Raw genomic sequence first — 20,389 nt, 5'->3', positions numbered from 1 at the left:
TTGACCGGTGTGAAAGGTGATCGTATGGCCACCACGAAGGCTCCCGCCGCAACCAAGCCAGTCGCAGCCACAGCTGCCGCTGCAAAGACCCCAGCCACAAAATCGGCTGCGACAAAGCCGGCTGCAACGAAGTCGGCTGCAACAACGCCAGCTGCAACGAAGTCGGCTGCAACGAAGCCAGCCGCCACTAAGGCGCCTGCCACTAAGGCGCCTGCCACTAAGGCGGCCGCTACTAAGGCGCCTGCTGCCAAAGCTGCGCCCGCAAAGAAGGCGGCCACGGCCGCAAAGACCGGCCCCAAGGCGACAACCAAGGGCAAGGCAACCGCCAGCAAGGCGAACGACGACATCGACGCAGACGACGAAGACGCCGTCGACATCGAAGAGACCGACGACGACGAGACCGAAACCCTCGTGGTCGTCGCCGTTCCTGAGGCCTCCGCCGACGGCGCTGCCGACGACGACAGCGACACTGACGACGACAAGGTGAAACCGGCATCGGCCGAGAACCTGCCCACGGGCGCGCTCGTGCTCTCGCTGGTCGACGACGACGACGATGTGCCCGTCTACTCGAGCGCCATCACCGGCGCCACGGCCGACCCGGTCAAAGACTATTTGAAGCAGATCGGCAAGGTCGCGTTGCTGAACGCGGCCGAAGAGGTCGAGCTCGCCATGCGCATCGAGGCGGGCCTGTTCGCCGAAGACAAGCTGGCGAACTCCGAAGGCATGACCCCGCAGCTGAAGCGTGAGCTTCTCTGGGTTGCCAAAGACGGCCAGCGAGCGAAGAGTCATCTGCTGGGCGCGAACCTTCGCCTCGTGGTATCGCTTGCAAAGCGTTACACCGGCCGCGGAATGCAGTTCCTCGACCTGATCCAAGAGGGAAACCTCGGGCTCATCCGTGCCGTCGAGAAGTTCGACTACACCAAGGGCTTCAAGTTCTCGACCTACGCCACGTGGTGGATCCGTCAGGCCATCACGCGTGCTATGGCCGACCAGGCTCGTACCATCCGTATTCCGGTGCACATGGTCGAGGTCATCAACAAGCTGGCCCGCGTTCAGCGCCAGATGCTGCAAGACCTCGGTCGCGAGCCCACGCCCGAAGAGCTTTCACGCGAACTCGACATGACCCCTGAAAAGGTCGTCGAGGTGCAGAAGTATGGCCGCGAGCCCATCTCGCTGCACACTCCTCTGGGTGAAGACGGCGACAGCGAGTTCGGTGACCTGATCGAAGACACCGAGGCGGTCGTTCCGGCCGATGCGGTGGGCTTCACGATGTTGCAGAAGCAGCTCGAGTCGCTTCTCGACTCGCTCTCCGAGCGCGAAGCCGGCGTCATTCGCATGCGCTTCGGCTTGGGCGACGGCATGCCCAAGACCCTCGACCAGATCGGCGACACCTTCGGGGTCACCCGCGAGCGTATTCGCCAGATCGAATCGAAGACCATGGCCAAACTGCGTCACCCCTCGCGGTCGCAGTCTCTTCGGGACTACCTCGAGTAACGTGGGATTCCGTACCGCGACGGCCATTCTTGTCGGTCGCGCTGTTCGTGTCGCCGCGCGTCTGCGCGGCGGCGGCTCAGCGATACCCGGCACGATTGCGCTCAAAATAGCGCCCACCTTTCTCGAAGACACCATCTCGCGCATTCCACTGGGCGTGGTGGCCGTCTCTGGCTCGAACGGCAAATCGACCACCACGAACATGCTGGCGGCGATTCTCCGCGAGCACGGTCTGAAGGTGTTCACCAATCCCTCGGGCGGCAACCTGCCACAGGGCATTGCGTCGGCGGTGCTGGCCAGCGTGTCGGTGACGGGCGTGCTCGACGCCGACATTGCCATCCTCGAGGTCGACGAGGGCTATGGGCCCAAGATCACGAAGATGCTGAAGCCCACGACGGTGCTGCTGCTGAACATTCAGATCGACCAGCTCAACCGCTATCACGAGCCCGACCGCGTTGTTCGAATGCTCGAACAGGTCGCCGGTTCGTCGACCCGCGCGCTGATTCTGAACCGCGATGACAACCACCTGGTTGACCTCGACAAGCGGCTGCCCGGCACGCGCGAGGTCACCTTCTTCGGCGCTTCGCCCGAGCTCATTTCTGGTGCGGCCCACGGTGTGGCCTCTGCCGACCGATTCGATGAGGGTCACATCGATGCCGGTGCGCGGGAGGCCGAGGTCACTGTCACCGATGTGGGCGACCTGCAGGCTGTGCTTGCGATCGACGGGCGCGATGTGGCCGTTCGACTGCCTGCACGGGGGCTGCACTACGCTCTGGATGCCGCGGGAGCCACGGCCACGGCCAAAGCAATTCTCGGTGACACGTTTCGCCCGGGGCTCGTCACTGCTGCTCTCGGTGGCCTGTCGACCGTCTACGGCCGCGGCGAGTTGCTGCAGGTGGGCGACGAGTCGATCGAGATCATCATGATGAAGAACCCGGCGAGCCTGCAGTTGAACCTCGATTCGCTGCAGTCGGCTCCCGAGCAGGTCTTCATGGCGGTTGATGAGGGCACGCCCGATCCGTCGTGGATCTACGACATCGACCTGTCGAATCTTGACCACATCGACGTGATTACGGGCTCGAAGGCTTGGCAGTTCGCCACGCGATTCGGGTACGCCGACATTCCGGTCGGCACCGTCGACCTCGACGTGCGCGAGGCGTTGAAGCTGTTCCTCGCGCTTCCTCGCCCGACCATGGGTCGAAAGACCATGATTCTGAACTATGAGCAGATGATGTCGATTCGCAAGATTCTGGGTTTCAAAGAGCTCGAAGGAGGGGGCCAGTGATGAGCGATCTGACACTGCGCATCCTGCACCTGTTCCCGCGTACCCTGGGCATGAACGGCGAGAGCGGCAACGTCGACATCTTGCGTCGCCGGGCTTCATCGCGTGGCATCGCCGTCGAGATCACCCGTCTCGAGCCCGGCGTGGCCGTGCCGCTGCAGGTCGACCTCGTGTTCATCGGCAGTGGGCCTGTCTCGGCAGAGGTGCAGGCACATCCGGGTGTCGCCGACGTTGCTCCGGGGCTCCGGCTGCTGGCACAGCAGGGCGTTCCTTTCCTCGCGGTGGGCGCCGGCTTTCAGCTGCTCGGCGAGACCGTGACGCTTGCTGATGGAACGGTTCTGGCCGGAGCGGGCGTCTTTCCGGTTCGCACCGTCATAGCGGGCGAGCGTGTCGTGGGCGACTTCGTCGTCGAATCCCGCCTCGGAACCCTCGTGGGTTTCGAGAACCGAGGTTCGTACATCGACATCGGCGACGCTGCTCCCATCGGGCACGTGGTGTACGGTCGCGGCAATCTCGCGGCGTCAGGCCCAGGCGCGGGCGCGAGTGCGGCCGCTGCGGCGGCCTCCGACGGTTCGTCGACGGGTGCCACGCTGGTGGCTCCGGATGCACGGGTCGAAGGGTTCTGGGTCGACAACCTCATCGGCACCCACCTGCACGGGCCGGTGCTCGCGAACAACCCCGCCCTCGCTGACTGGCTGCTTGAAACGGCGCTCGCTCGTCGGGCATCCACAGCCCTGCCGCCGGCCACCCCCGACCTCGTCGAGATCGACCGCCGCGCTGCCGAGGCTCGCGCCACTATCGCCGCCGCGCCCCTCAGCGAGTAGCTTCCCGCGCGTGGCCGCCCGCTCTCCTGTCGGTTTCGGATCGAGGGGCTAAAGCTTGATCAGGTGTCGATGCGATCGCGGGAGAGGTCGGCCGAGCCCGCGATGATGAACTCTTTACGGGGGGCCACGTCGTCGCCCATGAGCAGCTCGAAGGTGCGTTCGGCGGCCACGGCATCGGTGACGCGAACACGGCGGAGGGCGCGGTGCCGTTTGTCCATGGTGGTGAGCGCGAGCTGGTCGGCATCCATCTCGCCGAGACCCTTGTAACGCTGGATGGGGTCTTGATAGCGCTTGTTGGTGCGCTTGAGGCCGGCCAACACACCGTTCAACTCGTTCTCGGAGTACGTGTAGATGGTCTCGTTGGGCTTCGTGCCCGGGTTCATGACCACCACGCGGTGAAGGGGCGGCACGGCCGCGAAGACCCGGCCCGCGTCGATCATCGGCCGCATGTAGCGGAAGAACAGCGTCAGCAGGAGGGTGCGGATGTGCGCACCGTCGACGTCGGCGTCGCTCATCAGAATGATCTTGCCGTACCGCGCACTGGTGAGGTCGAATGACCGGCCCGACCCCGCCCCGAGCACCTGGATGATCGACGCGCACTCGCTGTTCGACAGCATGTCGGCCACCGAGGCCTTCTGAACGTTCAGAATCTTGCCCCGAATGGGCAGCAGCGCCTGAAACTCACTGTTGCGCGCCAACTTGGCGGTGCCGAGCGCCGAGTCGCCCTCGACGATGAACAGCTCTGAACTCACAACGTCGCTCGAACGGCAGTCGACGAGCTTCGCTGGCAGCGATGAACTCTCGAGCGCGTTCTTGCGGCGCTGCGTCTCTTTGTGGGCGCGGGCAGACAGCCGTGACTTCATCTCGGCGACGACCTTGTCGAGCACCAGGGCGGTCTGGGTCTTGTCGTCGCGCTTGGTCGACGAGAAGCGTTCGGTGAGGGTCTTGGTCACGACGGCCGTGACGATGTTGCGCACGGCCGGGGTGCCGAGAATCTCTTTGGTCTGGCCTTCGAACTGCGGCTCGGGTAGGCGCACGGTGAGCACGGCAGTGAGGCCGGCGAGCACGTCTTCTTTGTCGAGCTTGTCGTTACCGACCTTGAGACGCCGAGCGTTGTCTTCGACCGTCTTGCGCAAGAACTTCAGCAGCCCGGCCTCGAAGCCCGCGAGGTGGGTGCCGCCCTTCGGCGTAGAGATGATGTTGACGAAGGTCTTCAGCTCGGTCTCGTAGCCGGTTCCCCAGCGGAGGGCGATGTCGACCGAGCAGTCGCGGGTGAGTTCGGTGGGCACCATGGCGCCCGCATCGCTCAGCACGGGAACGGTCTCGGTGAAGGTGCCAGAGCCTTCGAGGCGCCAGGTGTCGGTGAGTGGGGCATCCGGTGCCAGAAAATCGACGAACTCAGCCAGCCCGCCCTCGTAACTGAATGCCTCGTGCAGCGGCTCTTCGCCGCGGTTGTCGGTGATGTCGAGCGCGAGCCCTGACACGAGAAAAGCGGTCTGCCGGGCACGGTCGATGAGCTCGCTGGTCTGAAACTGGGTCTGCTCGGTGAAGATCTGCGGGTCTGCCCAGTACCGGATGCGCGTGCCCGTGACCCCGCGGGCGACCTTGCCCACCACCCGCAGTTCGCTCTTCTTCTCGAAGGGGGTGAAAGCGGCCGAGGGGGAGGGGTTCTTCGGGTCGGCATCGGCGAAGTTGCCGGGCTCGCCGCGGTGGAACGACATGGCCCACGTCTTGCCGTCGCGGTCTACCTCGACGTCGAGCCGTTCGCTGAGTGCGTTGACCACCGAAGCGCCCACGCCGTGCAGACCGCCCGAGGCCGCGTAGGAGCCCGAACCGAACTTGCCACCGGCGTGCAGCTTCGTGAAGACCACTTCGACACCACTGAGGCCTGTGCGCGGCTCGATGTCGACCGGAATGCCCCGGGCGCGGTCACGAACCTCGACGCTGTTGTCGGGGTGCAACACAATGGAGATCTCGTTGCCGTGGCCGCCGAGCGCTTCGTCGACCGAGTTGTCGATGATCTCCCAGAGGCAGTGCATGAGGCCGCGCGGGCCGGTCGAGCCGATGTACATTCCGGGGCGCTTGCGCACGGCCTCGAGCCCCTCGAGAACCGAGAGGTGCCTGGCGGAATAGTCAGACGATGCCATAGAAGTACTCCTGGGGGTCGGGGGCCGCACACAAGACTACTTTTGACCACCGACACTCTCGGACTCCGACACCCCAATGTCAACGGGGCGTACGCGCACAGCGAAACCCGCTGTGAAACACAGTGGTTTGTAGCGCGGAGGGAACATTGTCATGCTTGTATTGGTTACAGAGATTGTCTGAGGTATCGACCCGTGAGGAGCCAAAGAATGCAATCAATCGCAACAGAGACCAGCGTGGTAGGCGATCGAGAAGTGAATCGGCAACTGACTGGTGCCGACCGCTGCGACAGCTGCGGCGCTCAGGCTTACATCCGTGTCGAGATGGCGAGCGGCGAACTGCTGTTCTGCGCCCACCACGGCCGCGAGGTCAAGGCCAAGCTTGCTCCCATTGCAAAGCACTGGCACGACGAGTCAGACCGACTCCTCGAAGACCACCGCTCCTGATCCACCCCGCCTCGAAGCAGTGACTGCTTCGAGGCCCCGACAGCTTCACGGCGCGTTCGCGTCGAAGCGGCGCCGAGCATCTGATTCCGGATGCACGGTGCCGCTTTTTCATGCCCGGCAGCTACCCGGCGAGCGTCGGAGCGAAGCCGACAGAACCGACTTCGGCGGCCAGCGCGGTGCCTGAGGCGTCGCGCTTCGCGCCCGAGCCGGGCAGCGTACGCACGGCGCCGTCAGAGCCTACGGCCAGAGCCGGAGCCGGCCCCACCCAGGCGAGCTGCAGGCCGTCTTCGCCGCGGATGAACCTGTGCGCCCGAACTCCGCCCGTCGCCCGGCCCTTCGAGGGGAATTCGCTGAGCGCCGACACCTTGGCCGAGCCGAGGTCGGTGCCGGGTAGTGCCGAGGAGTTTGTGGCCACCGTGACCACGACGATTCCGGCGGCAGCGGCAGCGGCTTCGGTGCCAGCGGCCGCGCCCGTACCAGCTGCACCTGCCGCACCAGCCGCGCCCGCGCCACCAGTCGAGCCCGTACCAGATGCACCAGCCGCAGTCGCCTCGCCAGCCGCAGCCGCCGCACCCGCCGCAGGGTCGACCGCCGAGAACGCGATGACACTGGCCCCCGGCGCGAGGCTCATGCCCGCCATGCCCCCGGCCAGACGCCCCTGCGGGCGAACGGAGGCGGCCGGGTAGTGCAGCAGCTGGGCATCCGACGCCACAAAGACGAGGTTGGCCGTCTCGGCGGCCTGCTCCGCCCCGACGACCAGGTCGCCGGGCTTCAGCGCGATGAGTTCGAAGTCGGGCTTGTTCGGCCAGTCGCCCGGCGTCACGCGCTTCACGGTACCCATCAGTGTGCCCAGCGCGATCGGCGCTTCCGAGCTGAGCGACACGAGCGCGACGATGCGTTCGCGCTTGGCATCGATGGCGAGGTAGTCGGCGATACGCACGCCTGCGGCGAGCTGGATCGAGTTGAGCGGAGCGACCGGCAGGTCGAGCACCGACATGCGAACGAGCCGCCCGAGCGACGTGACAGCGCCGATCTCGGTGCGGGTGCTGGTGAGCACGGTCGAGCGCACGGCGTCGTGTTTGCTGCGGCGGGAGGGGGCTCCGGTGGCCGTCTGGGCGGTCGCCTCGGCATCGTCGCTCGGCAGCGGGAGGTCGACACGAATCGTGCGGCCAGTGGTTGAGAGAAACACACGGCACGGCGTGTCGGCCAGCTCGAGCGAGACCTGCTCCCGTCGGGCGGCAGCCGTCGACGCCGGGGCGGGTCGACCCTCGGTGAGCAACGTGCGGCGGGGTGTGCCGAGCCGATCGGAGGCCTCGTCGAGCTCTTCTGACACGGCCTGGCGGATGAGCGCCTTGCTCGCGAGAAGCGCCTCGAGGTACTCGATCTCTTTCAGCAGCGCGTCACGTTCAGTCTCGAGCTCGATGCGCGAGAAGCGCGTGAGGCGGCGCAGGCGCAGTTCGAGGATGTAGTCGGCCTGCAGCACATCGAGATCGAACACATCGATGAGGCGAACGCGGGCCTGATCGGTGTCGTCGCTGTTGCGAATGACCTGGATGACCTCGTCGATGTCGAGAATCGCAATGAGCAGCCCCAGCAGCAGGTGCAACCGCTCACGCCGCTTCGTGAGCCGGTACCGGGTACGCCGGGTGACCACGTCGATGCGGTGGTCGACGTAGACCTGCAGCAGCTCTTTCAGCCCGAGGGTCTGCGGCCCCCCGTTGACGAGCGCCACGTTGTTGATGTTGAACGAGTCTTCGAGCGGGGTCTGGCGGTAGAGCTGCTCGAGTACAGCATCCGGACTGAAACCGGTCTTGATGCCGATGACCAAGCGCAGCCCGTTCGTGCGGTCGGTGAGGTCGGTGACGTCGGAGATGCCCTGCAGCTTCTTCGAGTTCACGCCGTCTTTGATCTTCGAGATGACTTTCTCGGCGCCCACCAGATAGGGCAGCTCGGTGACGACGAGCCCCACCTTTCGCGCGGTGAGGGTCTCGACGCTCACCTTGGCGCGGGTCTTGAAGCTGCCGCGGCCGGTGAGGTACGCGTCGCGGATGCCCGCCAGCCCCACGATCGTGCCGCCGCCGGGCAGGTCGGGGCCGGGAATGAAGGTCATCAGGTCGTCGACCGTGGCCTCGGGGTGGGTGATGAGGTAGCGCGCACCCGCGACGACCTCGATGAGGTTGTGCGGCGCCATGTTCGTGGCCATGCCCACTGCGATGCCGCTCGCGCCGTTCACGAGCAGGTTCGGGTAGGCCGCCGGCAGCACGTCGGGCTGGGTCAACTGGTTGTCGTAGTTGGGCACGAAGTCGACGACGTCTTCGTCGAGCCCGTCGGTCATCACGAGGGCGGCGGGGGCGAGCCTGGCCTCGGTGTAGCGCGACGCGGCCGGGCCGTCGTCGAGCGAGCCGAAGTTGCCGTGGCCGTCGATGAGGGGCAAACGGAGAGTCCAGCTCTGCGCGAGGCGCACCATGGCGTCGTAGATCGACGCGTCACCGTGCGGGTGGAGCTTGCCCATCACTTCGCCCACGACGCGGGCCGACTTCACGTGCCCACGGTCGGGCCGGAGCCCCATCTCGCTCATCTGGAACAGGATGCGCCGCTGCACCGGTTTCATACCATCACGGGCATCGGGCAGGGCCCGCGAATAGATCACCGAATAGGCATACTCGAGAAACGAGCCCTGCATCTCGCTCGACACATCGATGTCTTCGATGTTCTCGGGCGTCTCAGCCTCAGGCTCAGGTGTTCTCGGTGTCATTCCAGCTGTTTCTCGGTATGCGGGTCATGCCAGAATGGGCATAATGCCCCCCACAATACCGGCCCTCGATCCCACCGCCCCGCACCTCACAGACGTGTTGCCGAGTTGCATTGCAGCGCTGGGAGGCGCGGCCAACAGGCTGGAGCTGCGGCCCGTCGACCGTGCCGTGGTCGTGCTGGTCGATGGCCTCGGGGCGGCGGCGCTCCGCGCGAACAGCGGCCACGCTCGCCATCTCGCCGCCCGCCTCACCAAGCGTGCCCGCATCGCGAGCGGGTTTCCCACCACCACCGCGGCCGCTCTCGCCTCGCTCACCACCGGCGTCTCACCCGGAACCCATGGCCTCGTCGGCTACACCGCCTACGTGCCCTCAGCCGACGCCGTGAAGAACCAGCTCACCGGCTGGGGCCCGACAATGCAGCCCGACACCTGGCAGGCACAGCCCACGCTGTTCGAGCAGGCCAGTGCAGCCGGTATCGGATGCTCGGCCATCGGTGCCCCGCGCTACACGTCGAGCGGGTTCACCCACGCGGTTCTGCGTGGTGCCCACTACGTGGCCGGCAAGAGCATCGCCGACCGTTTCGCGGCGGCCCGTGCCGTTCTCGACTCGGCCGCAGCAAGGTCGTCGAAGGCGCTCGTCTACGTCTACATTCCCGAGCTCGACATGGCTGCCCACGCCTCGGGCTGGCAGTCAGACAAGTTCACCGCTGCGCTCGAGACGGTCGACGCCGAGACCGAGGCGTTCGCTCTGAGGCTGCGTCAGGGCGAGGGCATGCTGCTGACGGCCGACCACGGCATGCTCGACATTCCGGCCACGTCGCACGTGCTGTTCGACGAGAACCCGGCGCTGGTGCGGGGAGTCGCGCACGTGGCGGGTGACCCGCGGTGCCTGCAGCTGCACGTGGCCGGGGGTTCTGGCCCGAAAGAGGCCGAACGGCAGGCGGTGATTGCCGAACTGTTGGCGGCGTGGCGCGAAGCCGAGGGGGAGCGAGCGTGGGTGTTGTCGGGCGATGAGGCCGTCGAGGCGGGGTGGTTCGGAGCGGTGCTGCCGGGCATCCGGTCGCGGATCGGAGACGTCATTGTGGCTGCGCGCAAGAACATCGCGTACTACGACTCGCGCACGACCCCGGCGGCGAAGCGCACGATGATCGGCCAACACGGGTCGTGGAGCGACGACGAACTGTACGTTCCGCTGCTCGGGTTCGGGGCCTTCGAACGCCCCTGACCCGAAGCCGGAACCTCAGCTGGTGAGGCGGGTGAGCCGCAGCCTGTCGCCGATGGTGCCGATTGCGTCTTCCCGGCGCGCTGGTCGGGTCGGGCTACGCCGGGTCAGTTCAGGTCGTCGTCGGTGCGGGCGCCAAAGACGATCTCGTCCCAGCTGGGCATTGCCGTACGAGCGCGTTTGGTGCGCGACTGCGGGCCGGTTTGGCGCTGGTCGCCGCGGGCAGGGGCGTCAGACCGGGTGGCCGAGTCGGCGCGAGCGTTGCCGTTGCCGGTACCAGTGCCGTTGCCGGTACCGGTGCCGGATGCGTCGACGTCGTCGAAACCGTCGAGCGGCGTCTCTGCCGACGCCGGGGCCGGGGTGGTGGCGGGCCGCAGCAGATGCGCGAGCGGCCGCGTCTCGGCCTGCGAGGCCGGAGTCGTGTTGTGCGTTCGCGGAGCGCCAGGGGCAGCGTGTGAGGGATGCGCGGGATGACCTGACGCGAGCGACGGATCACCCGGGCGCCCTGCGAGCGTGTCGAACTCGTCATCGTCGTCGGCTGTGCCGAGGTGGAACGAGGCAGATTCGCGTTCACCGCGTCGGCGGCGCAGTGCCTCGAGCAGGTCGGCGGTCTCGTTCTGGGCGGCCACGGGCACGGCGGCCCGTTTGACGGCGGCGGCCGCGGCGGCGGGCGACGACTCCTGCGCCGTGCGGTTGAAGGGGGTGGGTTCCGTGAGCACCGGTTCGACGGCAGGCCCGCCATCGTTCCACAGGCCCGACCCGGCAGCACCCGAGGCACCCGAATCACCCGACGAGCGGGACGCACCCGCACCAGAGGCACCGGGCGCACCGATGGCGTCGAGCTCGTCGAGCCCCAGGCCACTGCTCTGGGCGAGACGGCTGTCACGCTCGAGCTGCGCGTTCAGGTCGACGGCACGCAGCCGCGGAATGAGCCCATCGGAGATCTCACCGTGCTGCGACAGCGTCACCGCGCCGGCGTTGAGGGGCGAGAGCGAGTGACGCTTGGGGTCGTACTGCCAGCGCGCGTCGTGATCGATCTCGCTCGCGGTGAATGTGAGCTTGACGATCCAGCCAGACTCTTCTTTCCAGCTGGCCCAGCGCAGGTCTGTTGCGCTGAGGCCCGCGAGGCGCTCTTCGATGACATCACCGAAGGTCGACGACTGGTCTTCGCTCAGCGGGTCGGTCGATGAGGCCACCTTCACGGCCACCTTCAGCGCCGACGAGACGATGTGCAACCGCTCGGCGACCACGGGCCCCTCGAAGCGCTCGACGTACTCGAGCGAGGCTCCTGTGGCGCGTGCGACGTCTTCAGCACTCATGCCGGCACGAATCTGCGACTGGATCTCACGCGGCGACACCTTCACGCCCGTGGTGACACTGGTGGTGCTCTGTCGCAGGCGCGACTGCAGTACTTCGTCGATGGCGACGCGATAGCGCTCGCCTGTTTCAGAAGCCACGAGCAGGGAACCGTTCTCGATTCCTATGACAGTCAGATCTTGCATGATGATGGGCCCCGTCTTGGTCTGGAGTTCCCTGCAAGGATGCCATGACAAACCCCGTACAGACGGGAATGTTCAGGGCGTGCCGTAAGTTGCTACGGGCGTGGGATGCAAGCCTCCTCAAGGCGGTTTGCTATTCCCCTTGGAATGATGCAAACTAACGCCGCCGATTTTGTTTCAGCTGGCGTATGAGAAGTGGATAAGCATGGCAACCGATTACGACGCTCCGCGCAAGACCGACGACGATTCCGACTCGATCGAAGCGCTCAAAGAGCGTGTTCCAGACAAGATGTCTGGCGTCGTAGACGTTGACGACGCCGACAACCCCGGTGGCTTCGAGCTGCCCGGTGCAGATCTCTCAGACCTCGACCTCGACGTGGTGGTTCTTCCGCCGCAGGCAGACGAGTTCACCTGTGTGACCTGCTTCCTGGTGAAGCACCGTTCGCAGATCGATCACCAGACGAAGCTTGGGCCCGTCTGCATCGAATGCGAGATGTGAGCGACAACGTAGAAACGATGCACTGAGTCAGACGAACTGAGTCAGTGCTCTGAACCGCATCACTGTGCGAGCTCGTGGTTGGCCTTTTCAAGGGCGGCTACGAGCTCGTTTGGGTTTCGGGTCGAAATCAGCCAGTACGGCACCGGGTCGCTCGCATCGTGAATGCTCACTCGCACGACCGGTGAGATCCATCCCCGGATGCACAGCCATGCCCGGGCGTCGAGACGCTGCCCTCTGGCGAGTGTTGCCTCCGAACCCGTGAAGGCGACGGGCTCGCCCACGAGTTCGAGTGGAATGCGGGCTTTGCCGGCCACGAGCATCCCGTCGCCGACGGAGACGACCGGCGAGAGTACGAGCAGCACCCCGACGCTGCCGCCGTACAAGACGATGGCGCAGACGATGCCGGCGGTCATGTTGATGGGTGCGAAGACCCCGATGCTGGCGGGAATCAGCAGTACCAGGTACAGGTAGATGCGGCCCGACGGGCTCAGGCGTTCACGGTAGGTCGACATAGCTCTATTCGATCAGAGATTCGGCCCGGCAATCTGCACTACCCTCGACTCGTGACTGAAAGCGTCGAAGTTCTCATCAAAGCTGAGCACATTCCCAGCTATGCCAACCCCGGTGATGCCGGTGCAGACCTGCGCTCTGCCGAAGCACTCACCCTGCAGCCCGGCCAGCGACAGACCGTCGGCACAGGCGTCTCGATCGCACTGCCTGCGGGCTTCGTGGCGTTCGTGGTGCCGCGAAGCGGTCTCGCCAGCAAACACGGCATCACCATCGTGAATTCTCCCGGCACGGTGGATGCCGGCTACCGAGGCGAGATTCGGGTCGCTCTTCTGAATACTGACACTCAGGTGCCGTACGATATCGCCGTCGGGGACAGAATCGCCCAGCTCGTGGTGATGCCGGTCAGCCGGGCGGTGTTCGTGCCGGTCGACACCCTGCCCTCGTCAGTGCGGGGCGAAGGCGGTTTCGGATCGAGCGGCTACAACGAACCGCAGAGCGCCACCAATTCACAGAAAGTCGAAGTCAGTGACTGACAAGAACGATTCCGTCAAGAACAAGCGCGGGCGCATCAGCCGCGCTGGAAACAACAGCGCTGGCAGTGATGCCGCGGCCAGCCCCACAGAAATCGAAGCCGTCGAGACAGAGCCCAGCGAAGCCGAACTCAGCGAAGCCGAACTCAGCGAAGCCGAGCTCAGCGAGCCGGCTGACGCCGTCGAACTGCGCTCCGACGAGAAGTCGGCCCCCGAGAACCGTGCCAGCGAAGGCCCGTTCGACGCCGACGAAGCCAACCCCGCTCGGCCCTATGTCGATCTCGGCGGGGTCAAGATTCTGCCGCGTGAAGGGCTGCAGCTGCGGCTCGAAGTCGAAGAGGGAACCAACCGTGTTGTTGCCGTCGGTCTCGACTTCGCTGGTTCGACCCTGCAGGTGCAGGCGTTCGCGGCGCCCCGATCCACCGGACTCTGGCACGACATCCGCGCGCAGATCCGCGAGCAGATCGGCGGCCAGGGCGGCACGCTCGTCGAGCAAGACGGCGTGTTCGGCCCCGAGCTGATAGCCGAGGTGCCGGCGGCCGGCCCCGACGGCAAGCCCGTCACGCGCCTCGCGCGCTTCATCGGCGTCGACGGGCCGCGGTGGTTTCTTCGCGGCGTGATCGCCGGCGAGGCCATGCAGAGCGACGATTCACGGGCGGCCGTCGAAGAACTCTTCCGCAGCGTGGTCGTGGTGCGGGGCAGTGCTCCCATGCCGCCGCGAGACCTGATTCCGCTGTCGATTCCGAAGACCACGGCGGCGCCAAACCCGTCGAGCACGCTCTAGATGTCGGGGGCCGAGCAGCCGCAGGGTGGGCAGGCGCCGAACGAGCAGCACGGTGGCGCAGGCCGGGGGAACAGGCAGCAACAGAGCGAACACCAGGGGAGCGGGCATCCGGTGCCGAACGAGGCCAAGGCTGCTCAGCGCGTGAACGGTGCCGATGAGAGCGAGGCCCCGCTGTCGTTCTCCGCGGCGTTCGCTGCGGCCGCCAAGCGGTCGGGTATCGGCCAGGTCGCACCCGGCGAGGCACCCACGGTGTCGTCGCTGCTGCGGGCCATCGGCGGCGTGCGCGGGCTGATCGAGTCGATTCTGCCCGGGCTCGCGTTTCTGGTCATCTACACACTCACGAAAGATCTCACACCGAGCGTGATCGCTCCGCTCGCGGTGGCGGCCGTGTTCATCGTGGTGCGGCTCGTCACCCGCAGCCCCGTGATGCCGGCCATCGCCGGGCTGATCGGTGTCGCAGTGTCGGCAGGTCTGGCGCTGTTCACCGGCCGGGCCGAAGACAACTTCGTGGTCGGTATCGTCATCAATGCGGTCTCAGTGGTCGTGCTGCTCGGCTCGATCGTGGCCCGGTGGCCCCTGATCGGCCTGATTGTCGGTGTGCTGACCGGCGACGCCGCCGCGTGGAAGAGCGACGCCGCCAAGTTCAAAGTGGTGCTCATCGCTACGTGGTGCTGGGTCGGGCTGTTCGCTCTGCGGCTCGCGGTCGAAGTGCCGCTGTACCTCGCAGGGCAGGCCGAGGCGCTCGCTTCAGTGAAGCTGATTCTCGGTGTGCCGCTGTACGCGGGCATGCTCTGGGTGACCTGGCTGTTGGTGCGTGCCGCGTTCGGCCACGAGGGGTCGAAGACGGTTCCGGAACCCTCCGATCCGGCGTCGCCCACGCCATGATCGCACCGGCCGACCCCGGCCTGAGCCCCACCGAGGTTCAGCAGCGCATCGCGCGGGGCGACGTGAACGTCGTCGAGACGCCCACCTCCCGCACGTTCCGCAGCATTCTCGCCGAGAACGTCTTCACGTTCTTCAACGGCATTCTCACCGTGTGCTTCATCGCGGTGCTGCTGCTGGGCGACCTGCGTGACGGCTTCTTCTTCGGCGTTGTGGTGTTCAACGCCCTCATCGGCATTGTGCAGGAGCTGCGGGCCAAGCGCGCACTCGACCGGTTGGCGGTGCTCGCCTCGCCCGAGACGGCGGTTCGGCGGGGTGGCGTTCTGCTGGTCATCCAGCCCGGTGAGGTGGTTCTGGATGACCTGGTGATCGTTCGACCGGGTGACCAGATCACCGCCGACGCCGATGTCATCGTGACCACCGCGCTGTTCGTCGACGAATCGTTGCTCACGGGCGAGTCGGACCCGATAGCCAAGAAGCCCGGCGACCGCCTCATGTCGGGCTCGCTCGTCACGTCGGGAACGGCCGAGGCGCGGGTGGTGGCGGTCGGCGCGAATTCGTATGCCAGCAAGCTCACTGCGGAGATCAAGAGGCACAGCCTCGTGCACTCGGAACTGCGCGCTGCGACGAACCGCATTCTGGTGTACCTGTCGTGGATCCTGGTGCCGCTCATCGTTGTCATCGTCTTCGGGCGCATTGCGACGTACGGAGGTTTTCACGCGCTGGCCGACCCGAACGACCAGAGCTGGCGGCACGCCCTCGTCGACGCGGTCGCGAGCGTGGTGGGCATCATTCCCGAGGGTCTGGTGCTGCTGACGAGTCTCGCGTTCGGCGTGGCGGCGATTCGGCTGACCCGGCAGAAGGTTCTGGTGCAGGAGCTGGCCGCCGTCGAGGTGCTGGCTCGAGTCGACGTGCTGTGCCTCGACAAGACGGGCACCCTCACCACCGGGGCAATCGGGTTTCACGGGCTGCAGCAGTTGCCGGGGCGAGACGACGATCTGGGGCCCTGCCGGTCGGCGCTGGCCGCCCTGTCGACCGATGACGCCGGCAACGCGACGTCACGCGCCCTCGCCAACCAGTTCGAGCTGGGTTCGGCCGAGGTGCAGGCGCGGCTGGCGTTCAGCTCGCTGCGGGCGTTCAGCGCCGTGCAGCTGGCAAGCGCGGGCACAGACACCGTCACGTGGCTGCTGGGGGCTCCCGAGCGGCTGCTGGTCGGGCATCCGGAAGCCCTCGCAGAGGCGCACACCATCGCCGCGAGCGGGCGCCGCACGCTGGTGCTGGCCCGCTCGGCCGAGGCGCCCGAGCGCTACGTCGACGAACCCGAACTCGTGGGGCACGCGATGCCGGCCTGCTTCGTCATTCTCGAAGAGACCATTCGCCCGGAGGCCGCCGAAACCTTGGCCTACTTCGCGGCCGAAGGGGTACGCGTCATCATTCTCTCTGGCGACAATCCGCACACGGTCGGTTCGATCGCGCGCCAGCTGAACCTCGGCGACGAGGCCGTGGATGCGAGCACGCTGGTCGACGACGAATCGCTCACCCTGGCACTGGCCGCGGGTGGTGTCTTCGGCCGGGTCGCCCCCGAACAGAAACAGCGCATCGTGAAGCTGCTGCAGCAGCAGGGCCGCTCGGTGGCGATGACCGGCGACGGCGTGAACGATGCCATGGCCATCAAAGACGCCGACCTGGGCATCGCGATGGGCAACGCAACGCCGGCAACGCGGGCCGTGTCGCGACTGGTACTGCTCGACAGCCGGTTCGACCGTCTGCCCGAGGTGCTGATGCTCGGGCGCCGCGTGATCGCGAACGTCGAGCGGGTGTCGAACCTTTTTCTCTCGAAGACGGTCTACGGAATCGTGCTGGCGCTGTTCACGGCCATCTTTGCGTGGGAGTTTCCGTTTCTGCCCCGGCAGCTCACCCTGGTGTCGACACTCGCCATCGGCGTGCCGTCGTTCTTTCTCGCGCTGGCTCCGAACCGCCGCCGCTACCGGGCCGGAGTGCTGCCGCGGGTACTGAAGTTCTCGTTACCGACGGGGCTCATCGGCGCGACGGCGTGCCTGGTCGCGTATGCGCCGCTGCGCGGCACGCTGCCGCAAGTCGAGGCTCGCAGCCTCGCCACGATGGCGCTGTTCATCGTGTCGCTCTGGATCGTCTCGGTGCTCGCCCGCCCGCTCTCGAGGCCCCGGGTCGTGCTGGTGCTCTCCGTCACGCTGGCCTTCGCGCTGGCGTACCTGCTGCCGTTCACCCGGGCTTTCTTCGTGCTCGACGTGAGCATCGGCCCGTGGTTCTTCTACGCGCTGGCGGTGGGCGTGGCCGGGGCCTCTGGCATCGAGGTGTACTACCGGTTCGCGAAGCGGTGTGGTCTCGTCGTCGACCGGGAATGAGTGCTAAAGTTATCTCGACGTCAAGATAGTTTTGCGGCTTCTCGAGTAAGGCAACCCTTGCTAGCCACAGGTATCGCAAGACGCCCAAGATTGACGTAGTCAGCGAAGGAGAGACGTACGTGTCTGAAGTAAACAGTTTTGGGTCGAAAGACACCCTCACAGTCGGAGATCAGTCATACGAGGTCTTCCGGCTCGACACCGTTCCGGGCTATGAGAAGCTTCCGTTCAGCCTGAAGGTACTGCTCGAAAACCTGTTGCGCACCGAAGACGGTGCCAACATCACGGCAGAGCACATCAGAGCAATCGGCAATTGGCAGCCCACCGCTGAGCCCGACACCGAGATCCAGTTCACCCCCGCACGCGTCGTGATGCAAGACTTCACGGGCGTTCCCTGCATCGTCGACCTCGCCACCATGCGCGAAGCGGTCGGCGCGCTGGGCGGCGACCCCACCAAGATCAACCCGCTCGCCCCCGCAGAGCTCGTCATCGACCACTCGGTCATCGCCGACCTGTTCGGGTCTGAGAACGCTCTCGAGCGCAACGTCGACATCGAGTACGAGCGCAATGGCGAGCGCTACCAGTTCCTTCGCTGGGGCCAGACAGCGTTCGACGACTTCAAGGTCGTTCCGCCGGGAACGGGCATCGTGCACCAGGTGAACATCGAGTACCTGGCCCGCGTGACCTTCACCCGTGAGGTCAACGGGGTTCTGCGCGCCTACCCCGACACCTGCGTCGGTACCGACTCGCACACCACCATGGTCAACGGCCTCGGCGTGCTCGGCTGGGGTGTCGGCGGCATCGAGGCAGAGGCGGCCATGCTCGGCCAACCCGTCTCCATGCTGATTCCGAAGGTCGTCGGCTTCAAGCTCTCCGGCACCATTCCCGCCGGCGTCACCGCCACTGACGTGGTACTCACCATCACGCAGATGGTGCGCAAGCACGGTGTCGTGGGCAAGTTTGTCGAGTTCTACGGTGAAGGCGTCACGGCCGTCCCGCTCGCGAACCGCGCCACCATCGGTAACATGAGCCCCGAGTTCGGCTCGACCGCTGCCATGTTCCCGATCGACGACATCACGCTCGACTACCTGCGCCTCACGGGCCGCAGCGAAGAGCAGGTCGCCCTTGTCGAGGCCTACGCCAAGCTGCAGACGCTCTGGCACGACCCGAGCGTCGAGCCCTCGTTCAGTGAGTACCTCGAACTCGACCTCGGCACCGTGGTTCCCTCCATCGCCGGGCCGAAGCGCCCGCAAGACCGGGTCGAACTCAGCAACGCGAAGCACCAGTTCGAGAAAGACCTCAACGACTATGCCTCGCAAGACCTGTCACGGGTCGATGCGTCGCTCGACGGCTCGTTTCCCGCGTCAGACCCCAATGGCTTCACCTCACAAGACGAAGACACCGCTCACGAGGTCTCGCACAGCCATGTCAGTCATGCCCCGTCGACGGTGTCGGCTCCGACCGCAGTCACCACGCCCGCTGGCCTGAACTACACGCTCGACCACGGAGCAGTGGCGGTCGCCGCCATCACGTCGTGCACCAACACCTCGAACCCGAGCGTCATGCTCGCGGCCGGTCTGCTGGCCCGCAACGCCGTGAAGAAGGGCCTGAAGTCGAAGCCCTGGGTCAAGACCACCCTGGCGCCCGGCTCGAAGGTCGTCACCGACTACTACGAGAAGGCCGGCCTCACAGGCGATCTCGAAGCCCTCGGCTTCTACACCGTTGGGTACGGCTGCACGGTCTGCATCGGCAACACCGGCCCACTCATCGAAGAGGTGACCGACGCGATCAACAAGAACGATCTCGCCGTCACCGCCGTGCTCTCGGGCAACCGCAACTTCGAGGGCCGCATCAGCCCCGACGTCAAGATGAACTACCTTGCCTCGCCGCCCCTGGTCATCGCGTATGCGCTGGCCGGCTCGATGAACTTCGACTTCGAGACCGACTCGCTCGGTACCGGCAGCGACGGCGCCGAGGTCTACCTCCGCGACATCTGGCCCGACGCGGCCGAGGTGCAGCAGACCATCGACACGTCGATCAACACCGAGATGTTCACCCACGAGTACGCGAGCGTGTTCGACGGTGACGAGCGCTGGCGTTCCCTGCCGACACCCACCGGCCCCACCTTCGAGTGGGACGCCGAGTCGACCTACGTTCGTAAGCCCCCGTACTTCGAGGGCATGACCATCGAGACCACTCCGGTCTCGTCGATCGCCGGCGCACGCGTGCTGGCGAAGCTCGGCGACTCGGTCACCACCGACCACATCAGCCCTGCTGGCAACATCAAGGCCGACAGCCCCGCGGGCAAGTACCTCGACGCCCACGGGGTTTCGCGCAAAGACTACAACTCGTACGGCTCGCGCCGCGGCAACCACGAGATCATGATCCGCGGCACGTTCGCGAACATCCGGCTGAAGAACCAGCTGCTCGACAACGTCGAGGGTGGTTACACCCGCGACTTCACGGCTCCGGATGCCCCGCAGGCGTTCATCTACGACGCCAGCGAGAATTACCAGGCTGCGGGCATCCCGCTCGTCATCTTCGGTGGCAAAGAGTACGGTTCGGGTTCGTCACGGGACTGGGCGGCCAAGGGCACGTCGCTCCTCGGCGTGAAGGCGGTCATCGTCGAGAGTTTCGAGCGAATCCACCGCTCGAACCTCATCGGCATGGGCGTTCTGCCGCTGCAGTTCCCGGCAGGCGAGAGCTGGGCATCGCTCGGCCTCGACGGCACCGAGGTCATCGACATCTCCGGTGTCGAAGAACTCAATGAGGGCCGCACCCCGAAGACGCTTCACGTCACCGCGACGCCGAGCGAGCACTCGCCCGAGGGCAAGCAGCCTGTGGAGTTCGATGCGGTCCTCCGCATCGACACCCCCGGTGAGGCTGACTACTACCGCAACGGCGGCATCCTGCAGTACGTGCTGCGTTCGCTGGTCACCGCGGCGTAACCCGCATCCGCCCCGCAGAACGGCGGCAGAGCCCCTCCCACGAGGTCGCTCTGCCGCCGTTCTCGTCGCCCGGGCCCCAGCCTGGGCCCCAGCCCTCGCATTCTCCGTTGGGTGTCGGCTTTTGCACGCTTGGGCGCCCGTGAAGCGGGCAAAAGCCGTACCTCTCCGGGCGGGAAGGGGTGGGGAGGGAGGAT

Annotated in this window: 15 protein-coding genes; 11 read left to right on the top strand and 4 right to left on the bottom strand. The window is 66.1% G+C overall.

The features are described 5' to 3' along the window. The first annotated feature begins 24 nt into the window (after positions 1-24). From D4765_RS03535 to D4765_RS03525, 3 genes are read left to right on the top strand one after another with little or no spacing between them, the layout of a single operon-like run. A complete protein-coding gene (locus tag D4765_RS03535) occupies positions 25-1,494 on the top strand; it encodes an RNA polymerase sigma factor (protein WP_136640847.1) in 1,470 nt (489 codons plus the stop codon). Between the two features lies 1 nt (position 1,495). Next, entirely contained in the window at positions 1,496-2,776 is a 1,281-nt protein-coding gene (locus D4765_RS03530) for a MurT ligase domain-containing protein (RefSeq protein ID WP_136640846.1), read from the top strand. After that, a complete protein-coding gene (locus D4765_RS03525; RefSeq protein WP_136640845.1) occupies positions 2,776-3,597 on the top strand; it encodes a type 1 glutamine amidotransferase in 822 nt (273 codons plus the stop codon). The genes D4765_RS03530 and D4765_RS03525 overlap by 1 nt, the downstream gene beginning before the upstream one ends. Before the next feature lie 59 nt (positions 3,598-3,656). On the opposite strand, the gene D4765_RS03520 is transcribed toward D4765_RS03525, so the two are convergent. Next, positions 3,657-5,744, bottom strand: a complete 2,088-nt coding sequence (locus D4765_RS03520) for a DNA gyrase/topoisomerase IV subunit B (protein WP_136640844.1) — start codon at positions 5,742-5,744, stop codon at positions 3,657-3,659. A 207-nt stretch (positions 5,745-5,951) separates the two neighbouring features. Here D4765_RS03520 and D4765_RS03515 point away from each other — a divergent pair, with 207 nt between their 5' ends. After that, on the top strand, positions 5,952-6,188 hold the full coding sequence (locus D4765_RS03515) for a DUF7455 domain-containing protein (protein WP_136640843.1): 237 nt from the start codon (positions 5,952-5,954) through the stop codon (positions 6,186-6,188). 121 nt (positions 6,189-6,309) lie between these two features. Here D4765_RS03515 and D4765_RS03510 read toward each other — a convergent pair whose 3' ends face one another. After that, positions 6,310-8,943 (bottom strand): DNA gyrase/topoisomerase IV subunit A, encoded by a 2,634-nt coding sequence (locus D4765_RS03510; protein WP_136640842.1) that lies wholly within the window; start codon positions 8,941-8,943, stop codon positions 6,310-6,312. 43 nt (positions 8,944-8,986) lie between these two features. Between D4765_RS03510 and D4765_RS03505 the strand changes: the two genes are divergently transcribed. Continuing rightward, positions 8,987-10,165: an alkaline phosphatase family protein gene (locus D4765_RS03505; RefSeq protein WP_136640841.1), complete on the top strand. Its 1,179-nt coding sequence runs from the start codon at positions 8,987-8,989 to the stop codon at positions 10,163-10,165. Between the two features lie 104 nt (positions 10,166-10,269). Here the strand turns inward: D4765_RS03505 and sepH are convergent, their stop codons facing one another. Beyond that, the gene (gene sepH / locus D4765_RS03500) at positions 10,270-11,664 is read right to left on the bottom strand and encodes a septation protein SepH (protein ID WP_136640840.1); all 1,395 of its coding nucleotides are present in this window, start codon (positions 11,662-11,664) and stop codon (positions 10,270-10,272) included. Positions 11,665-11,866: 202 nt separating this feature from the next. On the opposite strand from sepH, the gene D4765_RS03495 reads away from it, so the two are divergent. After that, on the top strand, positions 11,867-12,160 hold the full coding sequence (locus D4765_RS03495; protein WP_136640839.1) for a DUF4193 domain-containing protein: 294 nt from the start codon (positions 11,867-11,869) through the stop codon (positions 12,158-12,160). A 59-nt stretch (positions 12,161-12,219) separates the two neighbouring features. On the opposite strand, the gene D4765_RS03490 is transcribed toward D4765_RS03495, so the two are convergent. Further along, positions 12,220-12,672 carry a DUF3093 domain-containing protein gene (locus D4765_RS03490; RefSeq protein ID WP_136640838.1) on the bottom strand — a complete coding sequence of 151 codons (453 nt, stop codon included), beginning with the start codon at positions 12,670-12,672 and terminating at the stop codon, positions 12,220-12,222. Positions 12,673-12,723: 51 nt separating this feature from the next. On the opposite strand from D4765_RS03490, the gene dut reads away from it, so the two are divergent. The 5 genes from dut to acnA all read left to right on the top strand — a co-directional run bounded on the left by dut (position 12,724) and on the right by acnA (position 20,195). Further along, entirely contained in the window at positions 12,724-13,203 is a 480-nt protein-coding gene (dut, locus tag D4765_RS03485; RefSeq protein ID WP_136640837.1) for a dUTP diphosphatase, read from the top strand. Between the two features lie 184 nt (positions 13,204-13,387). Then, on the top strand, positions 13,388-13,984 hold the full coding sequence (locus tag D4765_RS03480; RefSeq protein ID WP_136640956.1) for a DUF3710 domain-containing protein: 597 nt from the start codon (positions 13,388-13,390) through the stop codon (positions 13,982-13,984). Continuing rightward, positions 13,985-14,869, top strand: coding sequence for a DUF3159 domain-containing protein (locus D4765_RS03475; protein ID WP_136640836.1), 885 nt, complete (start codon positions 13,985-13,987; stop codon positions 14,867-14,869). Further along, positions 14,866-17,250: an HAD-IC family P-type ATPase gene (locus D4765_RS03470; protein WP_136640835.1), complete on the top strand. Its 2,385-nt coding sequence runs from the start codon at positions 14,866-14,868 to the stop codon at positions 17,248-17,250. Before D4765_RS03475 ends, D4765_RS03470 begins: the two co-directional genes overlap by 4 nt. 119 nt (positions 17,251-17,369) lie before the next feature. After that, positions 17,370-20,195: an aconitate hydratase AcnA gene (acnA, locus tag D4765_RS03465; RefSeq protein WP_136640834.1), complete on the top strand. Its 2,826-nt coding sequence runs from the start codon at positions 17,370-17,372 to the stop codon at positions 20,193-20,195. Positions 20,196-20,389 lie beyond the last annotated feature (194 nt).

Source organism: Subtercola vilae, assembly GCF_004923255.1.
In the GTDB taxonomy this organism is placed as follows: Bacteria; Actinomycetota; Actinomycetes; order Actinomycetales; family Microbacteriaceae; genus Subtercola; species Subtercola vilae.
This window is presented reverse-complemented; position numbering and strand designations above follow the sequence as displayed.

Excerpts from the sequence above, each read along its gene's own strand:
- D4765_RS03535 (WP_136640847.1), top strand. The coding sequence starts at position 25 with ATGGCCACCACGAAGGCTCCCGCCGCAACCAAGCCAGTCGCAGCCACA.
- D4765_RS03525 (WP_136640845.1), top strand. The coding sequence starts at position 2,776 with ATGAGCGATCTGACACTGCGCATCCTGCACCTGTTCCCGCGTACCCTG.
- D4765_RS03520 (WP_136640844.1), bottom strand. The coding sequence starts at position 5,744 with ATGGCATCGTCTGACTATTCCGCCAGGCACCTCTCGGTTCTCGAGGGG.
- D4765_RS03515 (WP_136640843.1), top strand. The coding sequence starts at position 5,952 with ATGCAATCAATCGCAACAGAGACCAGCGTGGTAGGCGATCGAGAAGTG.
- D4765_RS03510 (WP_136640842.1), bottom strand. The coding sequence starts at position 8,943 with ATGACACCGAGAACACCTGAGCCTGAGGCTGAGACGCCCGAGAACATC.
- D4765_RS03505 (WP_136640841.1), top strand. The coding sequence starts at position 8,987 with ATGCCCCCCACAATACCGGCCCTCGATCCCACCGCCCCGCACCTCACA.
- sepH (WP_136640840.1), bottom strand. The coding sequence starts at position 11,664 with ATGCAAGATCTGACTGTCATAGGAATCGAGAACGGTTCCCTGCTCGTG.
- D4765_RS03495 (WP_136640839.1), top strand. The coding sequence starts at position 11,867 with ATGGCAACCGATTACGACGCTCCGCGCAAGACCGACGACGATTCCGAC.
- D4765_RS03490 (WP_136640838.1), bottom strand. The coding sequence starts at position 12,672 with ATGTCGACCTACCGTGAACGCCTGAGCCCGTCGGGCCGCATCTACCTG.
- D4765_RS03475 (WP_136640836.1), top strand. The coding sequence starts at position 13,985 with ATGTCGGGGGCCGAGCAGCCGCAGGGTGGGCAGGCGCCGAACGAGCAG.
- D4765_RS03470 (WP_136640835.1), top strand. The coding sequence starts at position 14,866 with ATGATCGCACCGGCCGACCCCGGCCTGAGCCCCACCGAGGTTCAGCAG.